19 protein-coding genes, 1 rRNA gene and 1 riboswitch are annotated in these 22,714 nt (G+C 54.5%); of the genes, 11 read left to right on the plus strand and 9 right to left on the minus strand.

The window, feature by feature from the left end:
• Nucleotides 1-4: 4 nt before the first annotated feature.
• Nucleotides 5-1,544 (minus strand): 16S ribosomal RNA (locus tag JT31_RS10940).
• Between the two features lie 618 nt (nt 1,545-2,162).
• Between JT31_RS10940 and purH the strand changes: the two genes are divergently transcribed.
• Both purH and purD read left to right on the plus strand, forming a co-directional pair.
• Nucleotides 2,163-3,752, plus strand: a complete 1,590-nt coding sequence (gene purH, locus JT31_RS10945) for a bifunctional phosphoribosylaminoimidazolecarboxamide formyltransferase/IMP cyclohydrolase (protein ID WP_038476753.1) — start codon at nt 2,163-2,165, stop codon at nt 3,750-3,752.
• Nucleotides 3,753-3,770: 18 nt separating this feature from the next.
• Nucleotides 3,771-5,063 carry a phosphoribosylamine--glycine ligase gene (gene purD / locus JT31_RS10950; RefSeq protein ID WP_038476755.1) on the plus strand — a complete coding sequence of 431 codons (1,293 nt, stop codon included), beginning with the start codon at nt 3,771-3,773 and terminating at the stop codon, nt 5,061-5,063.
• Nucleotides 5,064-5,109: 46 nt separating this feature from the next.
• Here the strand turns inward: purD and JT31_RS10955 are convergent, their stop codons facing one another.
• The 6 genes from JT31_RS10955 to nudC form a co-directional block, all read right to left on the minus strand.
• Nucleotides 5,110-5,802, minus strand: a complete 693-nt coding sequence (locus tag JT31_RS10955; RefSeq protein ID WP_038483026.1) for a DUF1481 domain-containing protein — start codon at nt 5,800-5,802, stop codon at nt 5,110-5,112.
• A 14-nt stretch (nt 5,803-5,816) separates the two neighbouring features.
• Nucleotides 5,817-6,089, minus strand: a complete 273-nt coding sequence (gene hupA / locus JT31_RS10960) for a nucleoid-associated protein HU-alpha (RefSeq protein WP_004097675.1) — start codon at nt 6,087-6,089, stop codon at nt 5,817-5,819.
• Nucleotides 6,090-6,275: 186 nt separating this feature from the next.
• Complete coding sequence (locus JT31_RS10965) at nt 6,276-6,866, minus strand: YjaG family protein (RefSeq protein ID WP_038476758.1); 591 nt, start codon at nt 6,864-6,866, stop codon at nt 6,276-6,278.
• Between the two features lie 43 nt (nt 6,867-6,909).
• Complete coding sequence (nfi, locus tag JT31_RS10970) at nt 6,910-7,581, minus strand: deoxyribonuclease V (protein ID WP_038476760.1); 672 nt, start codon at nt 7,579-7,581, stop codon at nt 6,910-6,912.
• Between the two features lie 12 nt (nt 7,582-7,593).
• Nucleotides 7,594-8,661: a uroporphyrinogen decarboxylase gene (gene hemE, locus JT31_RS10975; protein WP_038476762.1), complete on the minus strand. Its 1,068-nt coding sequence runs from the start codon at nt 8,659-8,661 to the stop codon at nt 7,594-7,596.
• A 35-nt stretch (nt 8,662-8,696) separates the two neighbouring features.
• Nucleotides 8,697-9,470 carry an NAD(+) diphosphatase gene (nudC, locus tag JT31_RS10980; RefSeq protein WP_038476764.1) on the minus strand — a complete coding sequence of 258 codons (774 nt, stop codon included), beginning with the start codon at nt 9,468-9,470 and terminating at the stop codon, nt 8,697-8,699.
• Nucleotides 9,471-9,568: 98 nt separating this feature from the next.
• Here nudC and JT31_RS10985 point away from each other — a divergent pair, with 98 nt between their 5' ends.
• The 9 genes from JT31_RS10985 to JT31_RS11025 all read left to right on the plus strand — a co-directional run bounded on the left by JT31_RS10985 (nt 9,569) and on the right by JT31_RS11025 (nt 16,650).
• Entirely contained in the window at nt 9,569-10,072 is a 504-nt protein-coding gene (locus tag JT31_RS10985; RefSeq protein ID WP_038476766.1) for an Rsd/AlgQ family anti-sigma factor, read from the plus strand.
• A gap of 50 nt (nt 10,073-10,122) precedes the next feature.
• A riboswitch (TPP riboswitch) is annotated at nt 10,123-10,233 on the plus strand.
• A gap of 88 nt (nt 10,234-10,321) precedes the next feature.
• Nucleotides 10,322-12,223, plus strand: a complete 1,902-nt coding sequence (thiC, locus tag JT31_RS10990) for a phosphomethylpyrimidine synthase ThiC (protein WP_038476768.1) — start codon at nt 10,322-10,324, stop codon at nt 12,221-12,223.
• Nucleotides 12,223-12,858 carry a thiamine phosphate synthase gene (gene thiE, locus JT31_RS10995; protein ID WP_038476770.1) on the plus strand — a complete coding sequence of 212 codons (636 nt, stop codon included), beginning with the start codon at nt 12,223-12,225 and terminating at the stop codon, nt 12,856-12,858. Before thiC ends, thiE begins: the two co-directional genes overlap by 1 nt.
• On the plus strand, nt 12,851-13,606 hold the full coding sequence (locus JT31_RS11000; protein ID WP_038476772.1) for a HesA/MoeB/ThiF family protein: 756 nt from the start codon (nt 12,851-12,853) through the stop codon (nt 13,604-13,606). The genes thiE and JT31_RS11000 overlap by 8 nt, the downstream gene beginning before the upstream one ends.
• Nucleotides 13,590-13,790, plus strand: a complete 201-nt coding sequence (gene thiS / locus JT31_RS11005; RefSeq protein WP_038476774.1) for a sulfur carrier protein ThiS — start codon at nt 13,590-13,592, stop codon at nt 13,788-13,790. The genes JT31_RS11000 and thiS overlap by 17 nt, the downstream gene beginning before the upstream one ends.
• 1 nt (nt 13,791) lies before the next feature.
• Entirely contained in the window at nt 13,792-14,571 is a 780-nt protein-coding gene (gene thiG, locus JT31_RS11010; protein WP_038476776.1) for a thiazole synthase, read from the plus strand.
• Nucleotides 14,571-15,704, plus strand: coding sequence for a 2-iminoacetate synthase ThiH (gene thiH / locus JT31_RS11015; protein ID WP_038476778.1), 1,134 nt, complete (start codon nt 14,571-14,573; stop codon nt 15,702-15,704). Before thiG ends, thiH begins: the two co-directional genes overlap by 1 nt.
• Before the next feature lie 319 nt (nt 15,705-16,023).
• A complete protein-coding gene (locus JT31_RS11020) occupies nt 16,024-16,329 on the plus strand; it encodes a PTS sugar transporter subunit IIB (protein ID WP_038476780.1) in 306 nt (101 codons plus the stop codon).
• Nucleotides 16,330-16,332: 3 nt separating this feature from the next.
• Nucleotides 16,333-16,650 (plus strand): PTS lactose/cellobiose transporter subunit IIA, encoded by a 318-nt coding sequence (locus JT31_RS11025; protein WP_038476782.1) that lies wholly within the window; start codon nt 16,333-16,335, stop codon nt 16,648-16,650.
• 41 nt (nt 16,651-16,691) lie between these two features.
• Here JT31_RS11025 and JT31_RS11030 read toward each other — a convergent pair whose 3' ends face one another.
• Entirely contained in the window at nt 16,692-18,032 is a 1,341-nt protein-coding gene (locus tag JT31_RS11030) for an anaerobic C4-dicarboxylate transporter (RefSeq protein WP_038476783.1), read from the minus strand.
• A 455-nt stretch (nt 18,033-18,487) separates the two neighbouring features.
• Entirely contained in the window at nt 18,488-22,708 is a 4,221-nt protein-coding gene (gene rpoC / locus JT31_RS11035; protein ID WP_038476785.1) for a DNA-directed RNA polymerase subunit beta', read from the minus strand.
• Nucleotides 22,709-22,714: the final 6 nt, after the last annotated feature.

Consider the following 22,714-nt stretch of genomic DNA (forward strand, 5'->3'; position numbering starts at 1 on the left):
TAGGTAAGGAGGTGATCCAACCGCAGGTTCCCCTACGGTTACCTTGTTACGACTTCACCCCAGTCATGAATCACAAAGTGGTAAGCGCCCTCCCGAAGGTTAAGCTACCTACTTCTTTTGCAACCCACTCCCATGGTGTGACGGGCGGTGTGTACAAGGCCCGGGAACGTATTCACCGTAGCATTCTGATCTACGATTACTAGCGATTCCGACTTCATGGAGTCGAGTTGCAGACTCCAATCCGGACTACGACGCACTTTATGAGGTCCGCTTGCTCTCGCGAGGTCGCTTCTCTTTGTATGCGCCATTGTAGCACGTGTGTAGCCCTACTCGTAAGGGCCATGATGACTTGACGTCATCCCCACCTTCCTCCAGTTTATCACTGGCAGTCTCCTTTGAGTTCCCGGCCGAACCGCTGGCAACAAAGGATAAGGGTTGCGCTCGTTGCGGGACTTAACCCAACATTTCACAACACGAGCTGACGACAGCCATGCAGCACCTGTCTCAGAGTTCCCGAAGGCACCAATCCATCTCTGGAAAGTTCTCTGGATGTCAAGAGTAGGTAAGGTTCTTCGCGTTGCATCGAATTAAACCACATGCTCCACCGCTTGTGCGGGCCCCCGTCAATTCATTTGAGTTTTAACCTTGCGGCCGTACTCCCCAGGCGGTCGACTTAACGCGTTAGCTCCGGAAGCCACGCCTCAAGGGCACAACCTCCAAGTCGACATCGTTTACGGCGTGGACTACCAGGGTATCTAATCCTGTTTGCTCCCCACGCTTTCGCACCTGAGCGTCAGTCTTTGTCCAGGGGGCCGCCTTCGCCACCGGTATTCCTCCAGATCTCTACGCATTTCACCGCTACACCTGGAATTCTACCCCCCTCTACAAGACTCAAGCTTGCCAGTTTCGAATGCAGTTCCCAGGTTGAGCCCGGGGATTTCACATCCGACTTAACAAACCGCCTGCGTGCGCTTTACGCCCAGTAATTCCGATTAACGCTTGCACCCTCCGTATTACCGCGGCTGCTGGCACGGAGTTAGCCGGTGCTTCTTCTGCGAGTAACGTCAATCGCTAAGGTTATTAACCTTAACGCCTTCCTCCTCGCTGAAAGTACTTTACAACCCGAAGGCCTTCTTCATACACGCGGCATGGCTGCATCAGGCTTGCGCCCATTGTGCAATATTCCCCACTGCTGCCTCCCGTAGGAGTCTGGACCGTGTCTCAGTTCCAGTGTGGCTGGTCATCCTCTCAGACCAGCTAGGGATCGTCGCCTAGGTGAGCCATTACCCCACCTACTAGCTAATCCCATCTGGGTTCATCTGATGGCAAGAGGCCCGAAGGTCCCCCTCTTTGGTCTTGCGACGTTATGCGGTATTAGCTACCGTTTCCAGTAGTTATCCCCCTCCATCAGGCAGATCCCCAGACATTACTCACCCGTCCGCCGCTCGTCACCCAGGAGCAAGCTCCCTGTGCTACCGCTCGACTTGCATGTGTTAGGCCTGCCGCCAGCGTTCAATCTGAGCCATGATCAAACTCTTCAATTTAAAAGTGTTTGATGCTCAAAGAATTAAAACTGTTTATAAAATCAGTAGTCACTCTTCAAGACTTGATATTTTGTTGCATCCGAAAATGCTGAGATATCAATCCTGCGAGTGCCCACACAGATTGTCTGATAAATTGTTAAAGAGCAGTGAGTTACGCGCTTTCGCTTGCTAACTCGAGGTGGCGTATATTACGCTTTCCTCTTTCAGAGTCAACCCTTAATTTCAGGATTTTTTACTCTCATCGCCGCCGTTACTCTGTGATGTTGTTCACATGTTCCGTGTCGATGGAGGCGCATTATAGGGAGTTCTCCCGGCGCTGCAACACTAAAATGACAGAAAAATGACTGACTGCTGCATTCCACAGCAAAACCCCGCCTTATACCCTTTTGCACACAGACTTATCCACAATCCGGATTTGAACTTAAAATTCGCGAGCGTGACGCAAACGTTTTCGCTACAATGCACCGCGATAAAATGGACACCCCCGATCGGGGCGTTAGCTGAGTTTTCGTCTCTTCTTTTCCTTAAATTCCCTTTTCTGCGCCGCCAGAACCAAGGTGAAGACTAAAATTCAGCTAACGCTCTTCTATATGCGAACCAAAGCCAAGGGATAAAACCATGCCACAACGTCGTCCTGTACGCCGCGCACTGCTCAGTGTTTCTGACAAAGCCGGTATCGTCGAATTCGCTCAGGCCCTCTCCCAGCGTGGAGTGGAGCTGCTGTCCACCGGCGGAACCGCCCGCCTGCTGGCTGAAGCAAACCTGCCGGTAACCGAAGTCTCCGACTACACCGGTTTCCCGGAGATGATGGACGGACGTGTCAAAACGCTGCATCCGAAAGTTCACGGCGGTATTTTGGGTCGTCGTGGCCAGGACGATGCGATTATGGCGGAGCACGCCATCTCTCCTATTGATATGGTCGTCGTTAACCTTTATCCGTTTGCCCAGACCGTTGCTCGCGAAGGCTGCTCTTTAGAAGATGCGGTCGAGAACATCGATATCGGTGGCCCAACCATGGTTCGCTCCGCGGCCAAGAACCATAAAGATGTGGCGATCGTAGTAAAAAGCAGTGACTACCCGACGATCGTTGCCGAGCTGGACGCTAACGAAGGATCGCTAACGCTGGAAACCCGCTTCGATCTGGCGATCAAAGCCTTTGAGCATACCGCCGCCTACGACAGCATGATCGCCAACTACTTCGGCAGCCTGGTGCCTGCTTACCACGGCGAGAGCAAAGATCCTGCCGGGCGCTTCCCGCGCACGCTGAACCTGAACTTCATTAAGAAGCAGGATATGCGCTATGGCGAAAACAGCCATCAGCAAGCCGCCTTCTATATAGAAGAAGAAATTAAAGAAGCGTCCGTGGCTACCGCGACCCAGGTGCAGGGTAAAGCGCTCTCCTATAACAACATCGCGGATACCGATGCGGCGCTGGAGTGCGTGAAAGAGTTCGACGAACCTGCCTGCGTTATCGTTAAGCATGCCAACCCTTGCGGCGTTGCGGTTAGCGGTTCCGTGCTCGAAGCCTACAACCTGGCTTATAAAACCGATCCAACGTCAGCCTTCGGCGGCATCATCGCCTTCAACCGCGAGCTGGACGCTGAAACCGCACAGGCGATTATTTCCCGCCAGTTCGTCGAAGTGATCATCGCCCCTTCCGCCAGCGAAGAAGCGCTGCAGATAACCGCAGCCAAGCAGAACGTTCGTGTCCTGGTTTGTGGCCAATGGCAGAAACGCACTGCCGGCCTCGACTTTAAACGTGTGAACGGCGGCCTGCTGGTTCAGGATCGCGATCTGGGTATGGTGACCGCTGGCGATCTGCGCGTTGTCACTAAACGCCAGCCAACAGAGCAAGAACTGCATGATGCGCTGTTCTGCTGGAAGGTAGCGAAGTTCGTTAAATCGAATGCCATCGTTTATGCCCGTGACAATATGACCATCGGCATAGGCGCCGGCCAGATGAGCCGCGTTTACTCCGCCAAAATTGCCGGCATCAAGGCCAGTGACGAAGGTCTGGAAGTGAAAGGCTCCGCCATGGCCTCTGACGCCTTCTTCCCGTTCCGCGATGGGATTGATGCTGCAGCCGAAGCTGGCGTGAGCTGCGTTATCCAGCCGGGCGGTTCTATTCGTGATGAAGAGGTCATTGCCGCCGCCGACGAGCATGGGATCGCGATGATCTTCACCGATATGCGCCACTTCCGCCATTAATTACCGGAGCGTTTATAGATGAAAGTTTTAGTTATTGGTAACGGCGGGCGCGAACATGCGCTGGCCTGGAAAGCCGCTCAGTCTCCTTTAGTACGCACCGTCTTTGTTGCTCCAGGTAACGCGGGCACCGCGCTGGAACCTGCGCTGCAGAACGTCGCCATCAGTGCCACGGATATTCCGGCCCTGGTGAGTTTTGCGCAGAACGAAAAAATCGACTTAACCATCGTCGGCCCTGAAGCCCCGCTGGTCATTGGCGTAGTGGATGCATTCCGCGCCGCCGGGCTGAAGATCTTCGGGCCAACCGAAGGCGCCGCGCAGCTGGAAGGCTCGAAGGCCTTCACCAAAGACTTCCTGGCTCGTCATAACATTCCGACGGCGGAATACCAGAACTTTACCGAAGTTGAGCCTGCGCTGGCTTACCTGCGTGAAAAAGGTGCGCCAATCGTGATTAAGGCCGACGGCCTGGCCGCGGGAAAAGGCGTTATTGTGGCGATGACCCTGGAAGAAGCGGAAGCCGCCGTGAATGACATGCTGGCCGGGAACGCGTTTGGCGATGCGGGCCACCGCATTGTTATTGAAGAGTTCCTCGACGGCGAAGAAGCCAGCTTTATCGTGATGGTTGACGGCGAGCACGTCCTGCCGATGGCCACCAGCCAGGATCATAAGCGAGTTGGCGACGGCGATACGGGCCCGAACACCGGCGGGATGGGAGCTTACTCCCCGGCTCCGGTTGTTACGGATGAAGTTCATCAGCGCACCATGGAACGCGTGATTTGGCCGACCGTACGCGGTATGGCTGCCGAGGGGAACACCTACACCGGCTTCCTGTACGCCGGGTTGATGATCGATAAGCAGGGTAATCCGAAGGTGATTGAGTTCAACTGCCGCTTTGGTGATCCAGAAACCCAGCCCATCATGCTGCGTCTGCAGTCAGACCTGGTCGAACTGTGCCTCGCGGCCTGCGACGGCAAGCTTGATGAGAAAGACTCTAAGTGGGACGAACGTCCGGCACTGGGCATCGTGCTGGCGGCGGGCGGTTATCCAGCCGATTATCGCAACGGAGACGTTATCCACGGCCTGCCGCTGGAAGAAGTGGCCGACGGCAAGGTCTTCCATGCCGGCACTAAGCTCAGCGAAGATGACCTTGTGCTTACCAACGGCGGGCGAGTTCTCTGCGTGACCGCACTCGGCGAGACGGTTGCTAAGGCTCAGCAGCGCGCGCTGGAGCTGAAAAAAGATATTCACTGGGATGGCAGCTTCAGCCGCTCGGATATCGGCTACCGCGCCATTGCGCGTGAAGACGCGAAGTAATATCGACAGTACGGACTAAACCGCTCTCGTAGCGGTTTTTTTATGCCTAGAAATCGCCAGGCCTGGGCTGCCAGCTGCAGAAGTTCTGGTTCGCCACCAGCAGCAGCTGTGAACCTTCCGGCGCTTCCAGCCAGGCAATACTGACGTCGAGAGAAGAGTTGCTCTGACGACGCGCGATGTGGCTCAGTGAGGCGCTATCAAGCTTAGGCGATAGCGTTTCCCCTTCGCAGGTCGTTACCGTGCCGTTCTGGTGCCAACGCCCCTGACGCAGCACAACGTGGCCAATGCGTAGCGCTTCGCTTGTTTCCCGAATACGGTTGGCATTGAACTGGTACAAAGCGACCTGATCGTTGGAGAGTTGCTGCTTCTGGCTGTTGACTTCGCGCTGCATAAAGCTCAGCTCACCGTGGTCGTCAAAGCGGACTTTGACATGCTCCGGCTGCTTACCCTGAATATTGAGCTCGATAAAGGTCAGCTTATCGCCCTGCCAGCGGTATTCACCGGTGGTAGTTGCCCCGTGCTGCCACGGACTAAAGGCGGTAAGTATGTGGGTGGACTCATCGGCGTTGTCTTTACGCCAGATGCGGACTACGCCCTGGTCGGCAACATAGCCAGTGGCGGTAAAAGGAGGGAGATTATTGCTGCTGCATGCCGTGAGCACTAACGCACCCGCCAGCGCCAGTAGTGGGCGCCAGACGGACAAAAGGGGCGTAAACGCCCCTCTGTTAAAACTGTTCACCGACACGCGTTAACTTACTTAACCGCGTCTTTCAGTGCTTTACCAGAAACAAATGCCGGCACGTTAGCAGCAGCAATTTTGATTTCATTACCGGTCTGCGGGTTGCGGCCAGTGCGCTCAGCACGGTGGTTCACCTTGAAGGTACCGAAACCAACCAGTTGTACAGCATCACCTTCTTTCAGAGACTCAGTAATTGCAGCCAGAGTGGATTCCAGAGCAGCTTTAGCCTGTGCTTTAGACAGGTCAGCCTTGTCAGCAATTACATCAATCAGTTGAGTCTTGTTCATAAGTTATCCTTACAATGTGTTTATCGCTTGCTAAGCATCGAGTGCGACGGAAATGCATAAAAAGCACTCTCCTGCATACACGCACCGACAGCCACTTTTATTCGCCCCACAAATGTAGACCAGACGGGGGGTTAATTGGAAGCCTCCAGGGAGGACAAATCAGACTGTATGTCACGTTTTACTGTCTTATTGCTGCAAATTTATACCGATATTACTGATGCCGGCCTCACGGAGGTCAGCACGAAGCCCTTTAATGAGCTCAATATCGCGTTCTTCGCAGTCCGCCAGCAGTCGGAAAATCTCCCACTGAATGTCCCATTCCTCTTCTACCGCCGGGTTTGCTCTCAACTCCTCGTCGGTCATTTCACGACCGGCCTGAGTCATTTCCAGCATCGCCACCGAAGTGATTGAACATTTACTGACTTCGATTGCGTGCTCCAGCGTTTCACCTGAGAGACGAGAATGGACAAGCTCACTCAGCGCCACGCAAGCGTCAATCGCCGGATAGACACCGTAAATATCATAGTCGTCAGCCGCAGGAATTGCCTCTTCAAGTTTTTCCAACTGGCTATCAAAGTTCACTTTGGCGTCTTTCACCGTTTGGGTTTCCCAAATCAGGTCGAGGATCTTGCGATAAAGCTGGGCATCACCAAAGCCGGTTTGCTGGCAAAACATGGCGTAGTTCGGGTACATACGCTCGCACAGAGAGGCCATAAAGGTGACGTGCTGCCAGCTTTCGAGCTTCTCCAGGCGTAAATGAATTGGGTTCTGTAACATGACGGTGTCTCAAAGACGGAAAATTAGCGGCAGTTTACCTGAATCACCTGCCAATTGCTTGCAGGCGCTTAAAGGCCGGACGCCCGGAGGCGACGGCATCGGCCCAGCGGGTCGGCTCCGGCAGACGGTAGCCCGCCATACAGCGCTCAACCCATGTTAACGCGCCGTCGAGGCTCACTCGGTGCCCGGTAGAAACAAACAACGGGTTACAGCGTTTTTTACTGCGCCAGACCCACGCCAGCTGTTCGCCTTTGTCCATCAACGGCGCACGAGCGCCCGGCTCGTCGCCCAGCGGTGCAAACTTTCCGCACAGCCGCTTTTTCGCTACGCCGATAGTTGGCACGTCCACCAGCAGCCCAAAATGGCTGGCTACGCCTAAACGGCGGGGATGCGAGATGCCGTGCCCGTCCACAAACACCAGATCGGGTTTCTGCGAAAGCATACTCCACGCTTCAAGCAGCGCAGGGTATTCTCGAAAAGATAAAAAACCGGGGATATAGGGCATGGCGGTAGCCATTCTCGCCACCTGATATTCAACCAGATCAAGGGACGGATAGCTCAACAAAACGAAGGCCGCGCGGGTGACGTCTCCGCTTTGTTCAAACCCCACATCGGCCCCGGCGATCAAACGCGGCGGATCCTGGTCAAGGCGATCCTCGCGGATCACCTTTGCGGCCAGATCCAGCTGCTGCTCTCGTAATGCTGCGAGATCCATCCCTCTTTTTCCTTAAGCGCGATGATATTGCGCCGACAGGCGATGCACCGCTTCCACAAAGACGCCTGCATGCTCCGGCGGAACATCCTGATGAATACCGTGGCCCAGGTTAAAGACGTGCCCTTCTCCCTGGCCGAAGCCGGCAAGAATAGTGGCAACTTCTTCTTCGATACGTGCAGGCTGAGCGTAAAGCATGGAAGGATCCATATTACCCTGCAGAGCGACTTTATGACCTACGCGACGGCGAGCGTCGGCTATGTCCGTCGTCCAGTCCAGGCCCAGCGCGTCGCAGCCGGTTTCCGCCATGGCTTCAAGCCACTGACCGCCGCCTTTGGTGAACAGCGTCACCGGCACACGGCGACCGTCGTTTTCACGCAGCAGGCCGTCGACGATTTTGTGCATGTAGTAAAGCGAGAATTCTTTGTAGTCACGGCCGCTAAGCACGCCGCCCCAGGTATCGAAGATCATCACCGACTGCGCGCCCGCGCGGATTTGCGCGTTCAGGTAGAGCGTCACGCTCTGTGCCAGCTTATCCAGCAGCAGATGCAGCGCTTTTGGCTCGGCAAACATCATTTTCTTAATCACGGTAAACGCTTTGCTGCTGCCGCCTTCCACCATATAGGTGGCCAGCGTCCACGGGCTGCCGGAGAAGCCAATCAGCGGGACTTCGCCTTTCAGCTCGCGGCGAATGGTACGCACCGCGTTCATCACGTAAGCCAGCTCGCCTTCCGGGTCTGGAATCGGCAGCTTTTGAACATCGGCCAGGCTTTTAATTGGGGAGCTAAAGCGCGGGCCTTCACCGGCTTCAAAGTACAGCCCAAGCCCCATTGCGTCTGGAATGGTCAAAATGTCCGAGAAGAGGATCGCCGCATCAAGCGCATACCGACGCAGCGGTTGCAGGGTGACTTCGCAGGCCAGCTCGGCGTTTTTGCACAGCGACATAAAATCGCCGGCCTGAGCGCGCGTTGCCTTATATTCCGGCAAATAACGCCCGGCCTGGCGCATCATCCATACCGGAGTGATATCTACCGGCAAGCGCTGCAGGGCGCGCAGGTAACGATCGTTCTTCAGTTCAGTCATTTTTACCTTTCCTTTAGCTGTATCGCCGCAGTCTATCATTCATAGTCCGCGCGACACAGGGCAACGGTATCTTCAATTAAGCGGCGCGCCACGGTGCCCGGCGGTGGCAATAGCGGCAGTTGGTCATAGCGATACCAGCTGGCATCCAGCAGCTCTTTGGGATCTATTTTGATTTCGCCGCTATGGTAATCCGCCATAAATGCGGTCATCAGCGACTGGGGGAAAGGCCAGGGCTGGGAGGTCACGTAGCGCAGGTTTTTCACCTGAATGCTGCTCTCTTCCATGACTTCGCGAGCCACAGCCTGCTCCAGCGTTTCACCCACTTCGACAAATCCGGCCAGCACGGTGTAAACGCCGTTGCGGTGGCGCGTATGCTGAGCCAGCAGGATATGATCGTCCTTACGGATAGCAACGATAATGCAGGGGGCGATTTGCGGGTAATAGCGTTCCCGGCAGTGGCCGCAGAGCATCGCCCATTCGCTTTTGCTGAAGTGCATTTCATGGCCGCAGTAGCCGCAATATTTATGCGAGCGGTAAAACTCGGCCAGTTGAACACCCCTTCCGGCGAGCTGAAACAGGCCAACATCACGGTCCAGCAGCTGGCGCAGCGAGCCCATGTCCGTGCGGCGCGGTTCTCGTATCAGCCATACCGGTTCGCCTTCCCATTCCCCGATGTCCAGGGCGTGGCAGCCTGTAAGCTGAAATTCGGCGGCGCTGCCGTGAGGTAAGTCACCCTGCGGCAACCATATTTTCTGCTCATGGCTGACTATCCACCAACCATGATCTAAGTTTTGAATAACACGTTCCATAACCTGGTGCACATCCCCGTGTTCACTGATATAAACAATTAGTTTTTACTTTTTTGGGTTAGTTTGCGTTCAATCTTTTAACTCACGGAGTCTCAATCATGCTGAACCAGTTAGCCAATCTGACTGAGCGCGTTGGTGGTAGTAATGAGTTAGTTGACCAGTGGCTTCAGGCTCGTAAACACCTGTTGGTTGCCTATTACAACATGGTCGGGATCAAGCCTAACAAGGAATCCCACACCGCGCTCGACGAAAAAGCGTTAGATAATTTTTGCCACGGCCTGGTGGATTATCTCTCTTCCGGCCATTTTAGTATTTACGAGCGCATTATCAGCAACCTGGAAGGCGGCAGCCCGCTGCTGAGCGCGGCACAGCTTTATCCTCAACTGGAAGCCAATACCCAACAGATAATGGACCTCTACGACTCGCATCTCGAAAACGCCATCGGCCGCGACAGCTGGGTCGAGTTTCAGCAGGCATTATCGGAGATAGGCGAGTGCCTTGAGGCCCGCTTCACCCTTGAAGATAAGTTAGTCCTGTTGGCTATCGATAACAACCTGGACGGCAGCGCCAGCGATGCGGCCGGGCTGGCAAGTCCAGCTTGAGTTGTTAGCTATTAACGAGTAATTTACAACTTTCCCACCGCGAGGTGGGATCATTCTTGTCGGAGTGCCGAGTGCGTTATGCACCGGCTGAGACCGTTAATTCGGGATCCGCGGAACCTGATCAGGTTAGAACCTGCGAAGGGAACAAGAGTAATTCTTTCTTTGGTGCACCCGTTTGTGGGCGGCCCATATCCATTACTCCTTCCGTTGTCCTGACAAGCCATATCCTGATGAAACCTGGAATGAGCTATGTCTGCATCTGAAAAAAAACCGGGCCGACGCGAACAGCGTGCAGCCGCCCAACACTTTATCAATACGCTTGAAGGCACCGCCTTCCCCAACTCCCGGCGCATCTATCTGACCGGATCACGCGAAGATATCCGCGTCCCAATGCGGGAAATTCAGCTCAGCCCGACGCTCACCGGCGGCAACAATGATACTCCTCAATATCAGCCGAACGATGCTGTCCCCGTCTACGATACGTCTGGCCCTTATGGCGACCCCGCAATCGCTATAAACGTGTTAAGCGGACTTTCCCCTCTTCGCAGCGCCTGGATTGCCGAACGCCGTGACAGCGAAACGCTGGATGAACGCAGCTCAGCTTATACAAAAGCACGTCTGGCCGACGACGGCCTGGACGAGCTGCGCTTTGAAACTCAGCTAGCGCCCCGTAGGGCGGCAGCGGGAAAATGTGTCACCCAGCTGCATTACGCCCGGCAAGGCATTGTCACCCCGGAGATGGAGTTCATAGCCATTCGCGAAAATATGGGGCGCGAACGCATCCGCGATGAGGTCCTGCGCCACCAGCATCCGGGCGAAGGCTTCGGCGCAAGGCTGCCGGAAAACATCTCGCCGGAGTTCGTGCGCGATGAAGTCGCCGCCGGCCGAGCGATTATTCCCGCCAATATCAACCACCCTGAATCAGAGCCAATGATTATCGGCCGCAACTTCCTGGTGAAGGTGAACGCCAATATCGGCAATTCGGCGGTCACGTCCTCTATTGAAGAAGAGGTGGAGAAGCTGGTGTGGGCCACCCGCTGGGGTGCCGATACGGTGATGGATCTCTCGACCGGCCGCTATATTCACGAAACGCGGGAATGGATCCTGCGCAACAGCCCGGTGCCCATTGGCACGGTGCCGATTTACCAGGCGCTGGAGAAGGTTAACGGCATCGCCGAAGACCTGAACTGGGAAATATTCCGCGACACGTTGCTGGAACAGGCAGAGCAAGGCGTGGATTACTTCACTATTCACGCGGGCGTGCTGCTGCGCTACGTGCCGATGACGGCGAAACGCCTGACCGGCATCGTGTCGCGCGGTGGGTCGATTATGGCGAAGTGGTGCCTGTCCCATCATCAGGAAAATTTCCTGTACGAGCACTTCCGCGAGATTTGCGAGATCTGCGCCGCCTACGACGTTTCACTTTCGCTGGGCGATGGTTTACGCCCCGGTTCAATACAGGATGCCAACGACGAAGCGCAGTTTGCCGAGCTGCATACGCTGGGCGAGCTGACCAAAATCGCCTGGGAGTATGACGTCCAGGTGATGATTGAAGGCCCGGGCCACGTGCCGATGCAGATGATTCGCCGCAACATGACCGAAGAGCTGGAGCATTGCCACGAAGCGCCTTTCTACACCCTCGGCCCGCTAACGACCGATATCGCGCCGGGCTACGATCATTTCACCTCCGGCATTGGCGCCGCCATGATCGGCTGGTTTGGCTGCGCCATGCTCTGCTACGTGACGCCGAAGGAGCATCTTGGCCTGCCGAACAAAGAGGACGTTAAACAGGGGCTGATTACCTACAAGATTGCCGCCCACGCCGCTGACCTGGCCAAAGGTCATCCTGGCGCACAAATCCGCGATAACGCGATGTCCAAAGCACGCTTTGAATTCCGCTGGGAAGACCAGTTCAACCTGGCGCTCGATCCCTTCACCGCTCGCGCTTACCACGATGAAACCCTGCCGCAGGAATCCGGCAAAGTCGCACATTTTTGCTCTATGTGCGGCCCTAAATTTTGCTCAATGAAAATCACGCAGGAAGTGCGGGACTACGCCGCAAAACAGGCGATAGACGCAGGTATGGAAGAGATGTCCCAGGACTTTCGCGCCCGGGGCGGTGAAATTTATCTCAGACAGGAGGAAGCATAATGTCAAAACTCACATTTCCAGCCACGTCACGCAGGCTTGGCCTTTACCCGGTCGTCGACAGCGTGGCATGGATCGAACGTCTGCTAGGCGCGGGCGTCAAAACTATTCAGCTCCGTATTAAAGACAAGCATGACGAAGAAGTCGAAGCCGACGTCATCGCAGCTATTGCGCTGGGTGAGCGCTATAACGCCCGCTTGTTCATCAACGACTACTGGCGACTGGCCATCAAACATGGCGCCTACGGCGTGCACCTCGGCCAGGAAGATATGGACGTGGCTAACCTGACGGCGATAAGCGAAGCCGGGCTTCGCCTTGGGCTTTCTACCCACGACAACATGGAAATGGATCGCGCGTTAAGCGCTAATCCGTCCTACATCGCGCTGGGCCATGTCTTTCCCACCCAAACCAAGCAGATGCCCTCTTCCCCACAGGGACTGAATAAGCTGGCAGAACACATTCAAACTTTGGGCGACTATTCCACCGTTGCCATCGGCGGGATAAGTATCGATCGAGTACCTGCCGTTTTAGCGACCGGGGTTGGCAGCGTTGCCGTCGTCAGCGCGATTACTCAGGCTCCGGACTGGCGTGCTGCCACGGCGAAATTACTCGAACTGGCAGGAACCGGCGATGAATGACGCGGATTTTATGCGCTACAGCCGCCAGCTGTTGCTGGAGGATGTGGCCATTGAAGGGCAGGAAAAACTGCTGTCCAGCACGGTGCTGGTCGTCGGCCTTGGCGGGTTAGGTTCGCCTGCTGCGCTGTATCTCGCCGCCGCGGGCGTCGGCAAACTTATCATCGCGGACGATGACACGGTGCATATCAGCAACCTCCAGCGCCAGATTTTGTTCACTTCTGAAGATATCGATCGCCCTAAATCTACCGTCGCCCACCAGCATTTGCAGCGCCTGAATCCGGGCGTAAACATTGTGCCGCTGGCAGAAAGGCTAGCGGGCTCTTCGCTGGTGAAGGCCGTAAACGAAGCCGATGTAGTGCTGGATTGCAGCGACAATATGGCAACCCGGCAGGCGGTCAACGCCGCCTGCGTGGCCGCGAATACACCGCTGATCGCCGCCAGCGCCGTAGGTTTTGGCGGCCAGATGATGGTGCTAACCCCGCCCTGGGAACATGGCTGTTACCGCTGCGTCTGGCCTGATGAGAGTGAACCCGAACGCAACTGCCGCACCTCTGGCGTTATCGGCCCGGTCGTGGGCGTGATGGGTACGCTTCAGGCGCTGGAAGCCATCAAATTGCTTACCGGCATGGTGCCTGCAACCGGCTCTCTTCGCCTCTTTGACGCCCGACAGCACAGCTGGCGCACGCTGGCGATGCAAAAATCGATGACCTGCCCTGTTTGCGGAGGTCGCGATGCGCATTCAGTTTAACGATGAGCCTCTGGAATGTACGGAAGGTATGACGCTCGCCACCCTGCTGGCTCAGCTTGAGCAGGGCAAAGCAGGTGCTGCGCTGGCCGTTAACCAAACCATTATCCCGCGCGAACAGTGGAGCAATTACCTGCTGCGCGAGGGCGACACTATTCTGCTGTTTCAGGCGATTGCCGGGGGCTGACATGTTACAGATTGCCGATAAAACTTTTTCCTCACGCCTGTTCACCGGGACCGGGAAATTCTCTTCCAGCCAGGTGATGATCGACGCGATTCGCACCTCTGGCTCACAGCTGGTCACCATGGCGATGAAGCGCGTGGACCTGCGTGGCCATAACGATGACATTCTTCTGCCGCTTAAACAGGCAGGTGTGCATCTGCTGCCAAATACTTCCGGCGCTAAGACCGCTGAAGAAGCTATTTTTGCCGCCCAGTTGGCACGTGAGGCGCTCGGCACAAACTGGGTGAAGCTGGAAATCCATCCCGACGTTCGCTATTTATTGCCGGATCCCATTGAAACGCTGAAAGCCGCAGAAGCCCTGGTGAAGCAGGGATTCGTGGTGCTGCCTTACTGCGGTGCCGATCCGGTACTGTGCAAACGCCTGGAAGAAGCCGGCTGCGCGGCCGTGATGCCGCTCGGCGCGCCTATCGGTTCAAACCAGGGCCTGCAAACCCGCGCCCTGCTGGAGATAATCATTGAGCAATCTCGAGTGCCGGTGGTGGTAGATGCCGGGATCGGCGCGCCAAGCCATGCAGCCGAAGCGTTGGAAATGGGCACCTCGGCCGTGCTGGTGAATACCGCAATAGCCGTCGCCCGTGACCCGGTGCAAATGGCTCAGGCTTTCCGCCTGGCCGTCGAAGCCGGGCACCTTGCAGCGCAGTCCGGGTTAGGCTCACGCCACCAGCAGGCACAGGCTTCCAGCCCGCTAACCAGCTTCCTGCAGTTTAGCGAGGAGAATGCCTGATGGCAGAAACCTTTACCGACCGCTGGCGGCAGCTGGACTGGGACGATATCACTCTGAGCATTAACGCTAAGACGGCGGCAGACGTCGAACGAGCGATTAACTCACCTCGCCTGACACGAGAAGGTTTGATGGCTTTGCTCTCGCCCGCCGCCGGCCTTTATCTGGAGTCTCTGGCTCAGCGAGCGCAGCAGCTTACGCGCCAGCGTTTCGGCAACACCGTGAGCTTTTACGTGCCGCTTTATCTCTCCAACCTGTGCGCCAACGACTGCACTTACTGCGGCTTTTCCATGAGCAACAAGTTGAAACGCAAAACGCTGGATGAAGCAGAGATTGAGCGTGAATGCGCGGCTATCCGGGCGCTAGGCTTTGAACACCTTTTGCTGGTCACCGGCGAACATCAGACCAAAGTCGGCATGGACTATTTCCGCCAGCATCTGCCGGCCATCCGCCGTCGCTTTAGCTCGCTGCAGATGGAAGTTCAGCCGCTGGACGAGCATGAGTATGCGGAGCTAAAAACGCTCGGACTCGACGGCGTGATGGTTTATCAGGAAACCTATCATCCGGCGACCTACGCGGAGCATCATCTGAAAGGCAACAAACAGGACTTTTTCTGGCGGCTGGAAACACCCGACAGGCTTGGGCGCGCAGGCATAGATAAAATTGGGCTGGGCGCGCTGATTGGCCTGTCGAACAGCTGGCGCACCGACTGCTTCATGGTGGCTGAACACCTGCTTTGGCTACAGCAGCACTACTGGCAAAGTCGCTATTCCATCTCCTTCCCTCGCCTGCGTCCGTGCACCGGCGGCGTGGAACCCGCCTCTATCATGACCGAACAGCAGCTGGTGCAGGTAATCTGCGCGTTTCGTCTGCTTGCGCCGGACGTGGAACTGTCGCTTTCAACTCGAGAATCGCCGTGGTTCCGCGACCACGTGATCCCACTGGCGATTAATAACGTCAGCGCATTTTCAAAAACTCAGCCGGGCGGCTATGCCGATAATCACCCCGAACTGGAACAGTTTGCGCCGCACGATGGCAGAACACCGCAGGAAGTTGCCGCCGTGCTTCGCAACTCGGGTTTACAGCCGGTCTGGAAGGACTGGGATCACTTTTTGGGAAGGAGTGCGCGAACCTGATGTAACACGCCGCAAGGAAAACGATAACTTACGCTATTCACCGTAAAAACGCCGCCAGGGCATTGTTGTTGCCCCGACGATGAAAGAGTGTCCCTCCGGTCAGCAAGATACCTGACCGGAGCGGCAACAGACATCTCTTCATACCCCTCCGCCTTCACAATTCTTGTCTTGATTCTTCGAGAAAAAGCAAAAATGTAACCGGTTTCAGTTTTCTGCGATTTCTTTTGTGATACCTGACACACAATCGGGTTAAAGCGGTTGTTGCCGCCCCTCCTGACGGATAAATATCTCTGTATCCTTCGGACATTGAGAGCGAACTATGAAAAATATCGTGTTGTGTTGTGCTGCCGGTATGTCGACCAGCATCCTGGTTCAACGTATGGTTGATGCCGCACAAAAGAAAGGCATCGAGGTCTCAATCAAGGCTGTGCCTGTTGCAGAGTTTAAAGAGAATATCGAACGCGCCGACATCGTTCTGCTCGGTCCGCAGGTGAAATACGAGCAGGCCAAACTTCAGGCCCTTGCCGATCCTCTGGGTAAAAAAGTCGTCGTTATCGACATGATGGATTACGGCCTGATGAAAGGCGACGTGGTGCTTGATAAAGCCCTGAAAATGATGGAGTAAGATGTGGAAGATTTAGAATCGATTATTATGGAACTGCTGGTCAATGCCGGCAGCGCACGTAGCCAGGCCCTGACTGCTTTGCAGCTGGCACGTAAAGGTGACTTTGAGGCTGCCGAGAAGGCAATGGAAGAATCACACGAATTCGTTAAACACGCACATAAAATCCAGACCCAGCTGATTGGCCTGGATGAAGGCTCCGGCAAGCTGCCGGTCAACCTGATTACCGTACACTCTCAGGATCACCTGATGAACGCGATGGTTATTCAGGATCTGGCGACCGATATGATTGAGCTTTACCGCCGCCTGCCGTTGGTGAAATAGTCGCTTTTAATGACAGGCGCCTCCGGGGCGCCTGTTGTCTGTTATAAAAAACCGTATAACCCGGCAAGTATCCAGCCAAAAACACACGAAATACTCACGCCGATTAATCCAGGCAGAATAAAACTATGGTTTATTACAAAACGACCGATGTGCGTGGTGCCTGACCGATCAAATTGAATAGCCGCGAGGTCACTTGGGTAAGTTGGCAGAATATAGTAGCCGTAACACGCCGGAGCAGAGGCAATGATATACGCAGGGTCGACGCCGATCGCCAGAGCAACGGGGACTATCGCCGCCAGCGCCGCGGCCTGAGAATTGACAAACTTAGAAACCAGCAGCAGAACGATAGCATATGCCCATGGGTACTCTTTCACCATCTCCCCTAGTACGCTTTTAATCTCCGACATGTGTGCACCAAACATGGTTTCCGCCATCCATGCAATGCCATAGACCGCGACAATGGCTATCATCCCGGAGCGAAATACCTCATTTTTGGAGATTGAAGCAGGATTCGTTTTGGTGATGATGATGATCAGTGCGCCCGAAAGCAGCATAAACATCTGAATAACCAGCACCATCGAGAGTGGTTTACCCTCAAACATCGGTCGGAGCTCTGAAAAAGCGCCTAACAGAGCAACCACCGCGATAGATGCAAGAAAAATCCACATCGCAATCCAGTTGGCCATTGGCAACTTTTTATGCAGTAAAGTCGCCGTGTCGCCGTAAACATAGTGATGGTTTTCTGGAACAGAGATAAAGGCCTGGAATGTCTCGTCTTTATCTAAATCCTTACCGCGAAACCAGCTGAAAATGCCGATGGCCAGAATGCCCAATAGTGTTGACGGAATAGTAATGGCAAGAAGGTCAAGGAACTCCAGATGCCTGCCGTTAAACGTAACGTTGCCAAGCATGGCGACCAGCGATACAACCGCGACGGAGACCGGGCTGGCAATAATCCCCATCTGGGCACCGATAGAGCTTGCCGCCATAGGTCTCTCAGGTCGGATATTATTCTTAATGGCGACATCATAAATAATCGGCAGAATTGTGTAGACCACGTGTCCAGTGCCACAAAGTATCGTCAAGATGCAGGTAACAAAGGGGGCGACGATGGAAACATACTTCGGATTGCGTCGCAGCAACTTTTCGGCAATCTGCAGCATCACATCTAAACCACCGGAAGCTTGCAGCGTTGACGAGGCGGCAACCACGGCAATAATGACAAGCATTACATCAATGGGAGGTTTTCCCGGTTTAAGGTGAAAAACAAACACCAGGATAACCAGACCAATTCCCCCTAGCAACCCCAGTGCAATACCACCTTTTTTAGCGCCGTAGAACAGGCAAATTAAAATAATAATAAGTTGTAGAGCAAATTCCATGTAACCCCCAGAAGCTATCCGTTAAATAAGATCCATATCCGCATAAGTAACTTTATTGCCACCATGGCCGCCCGTTTTACAGGCAAAACAATCCCCTCGGCGATAATGACCCGAAATGTGATATGCCCACTTATCAATCAATAAGTTAGATTTTTGACTATATCGATTTTGGATTGTTTATTTTTTGATACATGTAGAAATTTCATTCATCCCTAACGGCAGGAAAAAGGAAAAATGGTTGATGGGAATCAAAGGTTAATTAATTGATGAGCAATGTGGAATATAATGTTAATGGCATGAGTTATGATTTGGAATAAATGTCATAAGCTGGTGTTAACAACGTTGAAGGCGATTAATTCCAGGTTATTCAGTCGCCATGGTACAGAGCAAAAGACCTGTTTCAGGCATAAAAAAACCCGCCGAAGCGGGTTTTTTATTTCAGGCGTATCGAGCGATTACTCGTCGTTACCGCCCAGGCCTGCGTTCAACAGCTCTGCCAGGCTGGCAGTAGCGTCTTCAGCAGTCACCTGAGGTGCCGCAGGGACTTCACCCGCTGCACGGCGACGCATACGATCCTGGTGGTACGCATAACCGGTACCGGCCGGGATCAGACGACCCACGATAACGTTCTCTTTCAGGCCGCGCAGTTCGTCGCGTTTGCCCGCAACGGCTGCTTCGGTAAGCACACGAGTTGTCTCCTGGAACGATGCCGCGGAGATGAAGGACTCGGTTGCCAGAGAGGCTTTGGTGATACCCAGCAGATCGCGTGCAAAGGACACGTTAATCTTACCGTTCGCTTCCAGTTCGCGGTTAGCGATCTTGATGCGGGAGTATTCAGCCTGCTCGCCTTCCAGGAAGTCGGAGCTGCCAGCGTTAACAATAGTCGCTTTACGCAGCATCTGACGCACGATAACTTCGATGTGTTTATCGTTAATCTTAACGCCTTGCAGACGATAAACGTCCTGCACTTCGTTGGTGATGTAACGAGTAACAGCATAGACGCCACGTAAACGCAAGATGTCGTGCGGAGACTCTGGACCATCGGAAACCACGTCACCACGTTCTACGCGTTCACCTTCGAACACGTTCAGCTGGCGCCATTTCGGAATCATCTCTTCGTAAGCATCGCTGCCGTCGATTGGGGAGATAACCAGGCGGCGTTTGCCTTTGGTTTCTTTACCAAACGAGATAATACCGCTGATTTCAGCCAGGATCGCAGGCTCTTTCGGACGACGTGCTTCGAACAAGTCGGCAACACGCGGCAGACCACCGGTAATATCCTTGGTACCGCTGGATTCCTGTGGAATACGCGCCAGGGCGTCACCAGAGTGAATCTGAGTACCATCTTCCAGCTGGACAATCGCTTTACCCGGCAGGAAGTACTGAGCCGGCATATCGGTGCCAGGGATCAGAACGTCATTGCCTTTAGCATCAACGATTTTCAGCGCTGGACGCAGGTCTTTACCACCAGCAGTACGCTCGGCAGAGTCCAGAACGACCAGAGAAGACAGACCGGTCAACTCGTCGGTCTGACGAGTAATGGTCTGGCCGTCGATCATATCGGTAAAGCGGATGAAACCACTAACTTCCGAGACAACCGGCATGGTGTGCGGATCCCAGTTTGCTACGGTTTCACCGCCGGCAACCTGCTCGCCATCACCTTTAGCCATCACAGCACCGTAAGGTACTTTATAGCTCTCTTTGGTACGACCGAATTCGTCTATCAGTTTCAGCTCGGTGTTACGGGAAGTGACTACCAGCTTGCCGGTAGAGTTCACAACCGACTTCGCGTTGCTGAGCTTGATGCTACCTTTGTTCTTAACCTGAATGCTGGATTCAGCAGCAGAACGGGATGCAGCACCACCGATGTGGAACGTACGCATCGTCAGCTGTGTACCAGGTTCACCGATGGACTGTGCCGCGATAACCCCGATAGCTTCACCTTTGTTGATGATGTGGCCACGTGCCAGGTCGCGACCGTAGCAGTGAGCACATACGCCAAAGTCAGTTTCGCAACCTACTACGGAACGTACTTTCACGCTGTCAACAGAGTTAGCTTCCAGCAGGTCACACCACTGCTCGTGCAGCAGCGTGTTGCGTGGAACCAGGATATCAGCAGTGCCCGGCTTCAGAATGTCTTCAGCGGTAACACGGCCCAATACGCGGTCACGCAGCGGCTCTTTAACGTCGCCACCTTCGATAACCGGCGTCATGGTGATGCCTTCCAGGGTGCCACAGTCGTCTTCAGTAACGACCAGATCCTGGGCAACGTCAACCAGACGACGAGTCAGGTAACCGGAGTTCGCTGTTTTCAGTGCGGTATCCGCCAGACCTTTACGAGCACCGTGAGTGGAGATGAAGTACTGGAGTACGTTCAGACCTTCACGGAAGTTCGCGGTGATTGGCGTTTCGATGATGGAGCCATCTGGCTTAGCCATCAGACCACGCATACCGGCCAGCTGACGAATCTGTGCTGCAGAACCACGCGCACCGGAGTCGGCCATCATGTAGATGCTGTTGAAGGAAACCTGCTGCTCTTCGACGCCGTCACGGTTAATCACGGTTTCGGTTTGCAGGTTGTCCATCATCGCTTTGGATACACGATCGTTCGCCGCAGCCCAGATATCGATAACTTTGTTATAGCGTTCGCCAGCGGTTACCAGACCAGACTGGAACTGCTCCTGGATCTCAGCAACTTCAGCTTCCGCTTCAGAGATGATCTCGTATTTTTTCTCCGGGATGACCATGTCATCAATACCAACGGATGCACCTGAACGCGCTGCATAAGCAAAGCCGGTGTACATCGTCTGGTCCGCAAAAATAACGGTCGGTTTCAGGCCCAGAATACGGTAACAGGTGTTCAGCATCTTGGAGATTGCCTTTTTACCCAGCGCCTGGTTGACGATGGAGAAAGGCAGGCCTTTCGGTACGATCATCCACAGAATCGAACGACCAATAGTCGTGTCGATCAGGCTGGTTTTCGCAACGAATGCGCCCTGAGCATCTTTTTCGTATTCGGTGATACGCACTTTAACGCGCGCATGCAGAGAGGCCAGGCCAGCGCGGTAAATACGCTCAGCTTCTTTAGGGCCAGTCAGCACCATGCCTTCGCCTTTGGCGTTAACACAGTCACGGGTCATGTAGTACAGACCCAATACAACGTCCTGAGAAGGAACGATGATTGGCTCGCCGTTCGCTGGGGACAGGATGTTGTTGGTAGACATCATCAGCGCACGCGCTTCCAGCTGAGCTTCAAGCGTCAGCGGAACGTGTACTGCCATCTGGTCACCATCGAAGTCGGCGTTATAGGCCGCACAAACCAGCGGGTGCAGCTGGATAGCTTTACCTTCGATCAGAACAGGTTCAAATGCCTGGATACCCAAACGGTGCAGGGTTGGTGCACGGTTCAGCAGTACCGGGTGTTCGCGGATAACTTCGTCCAGGATATCCCAAACGACAGCTTCTTCACGCTCAACCATTTTCTTAGCAGCTTTGATGGTGGTCGCGAGGCCACGCAGTTCCAGCTTGCCGTAGATGAACGGTTTGAACAGCTCCAGTGCCATTTTCTTCGGCAGACCGCACTGATGCAGACGCAGGTATGGACCTACGGTGATAACAGAACGACCGGAGTAGTCAACACGTTTACCCAACAGGTTCTGACGGAAACGACCCTGCTTACCTTTGATCATGTCGGCCAAAGATTTCAGAGGACGTTTGTTAGAGCCGGTGATGGCACGACCGCGACGGCCGTTATCCAGCAGGGCATCTACCGCTTCCTGCAGCATACGTTTTTCGTTACGTACGATGATGTCTGGCGCAGCCAGATCAAGCAGACGCTTCAGACGGTTGTTACGGTTGATAACGCGACGGTACAGATCGTTCAGATCTGAGGTTGCGAAACGACCACCATCCAGCGGTACCAGCGGGCGCAGATCTGGCGGCAGAACCGGCAGAACGGTCAGGATCATCCACTCTGGTTTGTTACCAGACTGAACGAACGCTTCCAGCAGCTTGATACGCTTGGTCAGCTTTTTACGTTTGGTTTCGGAGTTGGTTTCGTTCAGCTCTTCGCGCAGAGTTTCACACTCTTGCTCCAGATCCATGCTCTTCAGCAGGGCCTGAATAGCTTCCGCACCCATCTTCGCGTCGAATTCGTCACCGAACTCTTCCAGCGCATCCAGATACTGCTCTTCAGTCAGGATCTGACGACGCTCGAGGTTGGTCATCCCGCCTTCGATAACAACATAAGATTCGAAGTACAGTACGCGCTCGATATCACGCAGCGGCATATCCAGCAGCAGGCCGATACGAGATGGCAGAGACTTCAGGAACCAAATGTGGGCAGTTGGAGAAGCCAGTTCGATGTGACCCATACGCTCACGACGAACTTTAGTCTGGGTAACTTCTACGCCACACTTCTCACAAATCACACCACGGTGTTTCAGGCGCTTGTACTTACCGCACAGGCACTCGTAGTCTTTCACTGGCCCAAAAATACGGGCGCAGAACAGACCGTCACGCTCAGGTTTGAACGTACGGTAGTTGATGGTTTCCGGCTTTTTAACTTCACCGAAAGACCATGAACGGATCATGTCTGGCGAGGCCAGAGCAATTTTGATCGCATCAAACTCTTCGGTTTTAGTTTGCGCTTTCAGAAACTTTAATAAGTCTTTCACGGATTT

This window comes from Cedecea neteri, assembly GCF_000757825.1.
Classification (GTDB): Bacteria; Pseudomonadota; Gammaproteobacteria; order Enterobacterales; family Enterobacteriaceae; genus Cedecea; species Cedecea selenatireducens.

Excerpts from the sequence above, each read along its gene's own strand:
- thiS (WP_038476774.1), top strand. The coding sequence starts at position 13,590 with ATGCGCATTCAGTTTAACGATGAGCCTCTGGAATGTACGGAAGGTATG.
- JT31_RS11020 (WP_038476780.1), top strand. The coding sequence starts at position 16,024 with ATGAAAAATATCGTGTTGTGTTGTGCTGCCGGTATGTCGACCAGCATC.
- thiG (WP_038476776.1), top strand. The coding sequence starts at position 13,792 with ATGTTACAGATTGCCGATAAAACTTTTTCCTCACGCCTGTTCACCGGG.
- hupA (WP_004097675.1), bottom strand. The coding sequence starts at position 6,089 with ATGAACAAGACTCAACTGATTGATGTAATTGCTGACAAGGCTGACCTG.
- thiE (WP_038476770.1), top strand. The coding sequence starts at position 12,223 with ATGTCAAAACTCACATTTCCAGCCACGTCACGCAGGCTTGGCCTTTAC.
- thiH (WP_038476778.1), top strand. The coding sequence starts at position 14,571 with ATGGCAGAAACCTTTACCGACCGCTGGCGGCAGCTGGACTGGGACGAT.
- nfi (WP_038476760.1), bottom strand. The coding sequence starts at position 7,581 with ATGGATCTCGCAGCATTACGAGAGCAGCAGCTGGATCTGGCCGCAAAG.
- hemE (WP_038476762.1), bottom strand. The coding sequence starts at position 8,661 with ATGACTGAACTGAAGAACGATCGTTACCTGCGCGCCCTGCAGCGCTTG.
- purD (WP_038476755.1), top strand. The coding sequence starts at position 3,771 with ATGAAAGTTTTAGTTATTGGTAACGGCGGGCGCGAACATGCGCTGGCC.
- nudC (WP_038476764.1), bottom strand. The coding sequence starts at position 9,470 with ATGGAACGTGTTATTCAAAACTTAGATCATGGTTGGTGGATAGTCAGC.
- purH (WP_038476753.1), top strand. The coding sequence starts at position 2,163 with ATGCCACAACGTCGTCCTGTACGCCGCGCACTGCTCAGTGTTTCTGAC.
- JT31_RS11030 (WP_038476783.1), bottom strand. The coding sequence starts at position 18,032 with ATGGAATTTGCTCTACAACTTATTATTATTTTAATTTGCCTGTTCTAC.
- JT31_RS11000 (WP_038476772.1), top strand. The coding sequence starts at position 12,851 with ATGAATGACGCGGATTTTATGCGCTACAGCCGCCAGCTGTTGCTGGAG.
- JT31_RS10965 (WP_038476758.1), bottom strand. The coding sequence starts at position 6,866 with ATGTTACAGAACCCAATTCATTTACGCCTGGAGAAGCTCGAAAGCTGG.
- thiC (WP_038476768.1), top strand. The coding sequence starts at position 10,322 with ATGTCTGCATCTGAAAAAAAACCGGGCCGACGCGAACAGCGTGCAGCC.
- JT31_RS10985 (WP_038476766.1), top strand. The coding sequence starts at position 9,569 with ATGCTGAACCAGTTAGCCAATCTGACTGAGCGCGTTGGTGGTAGTAAT.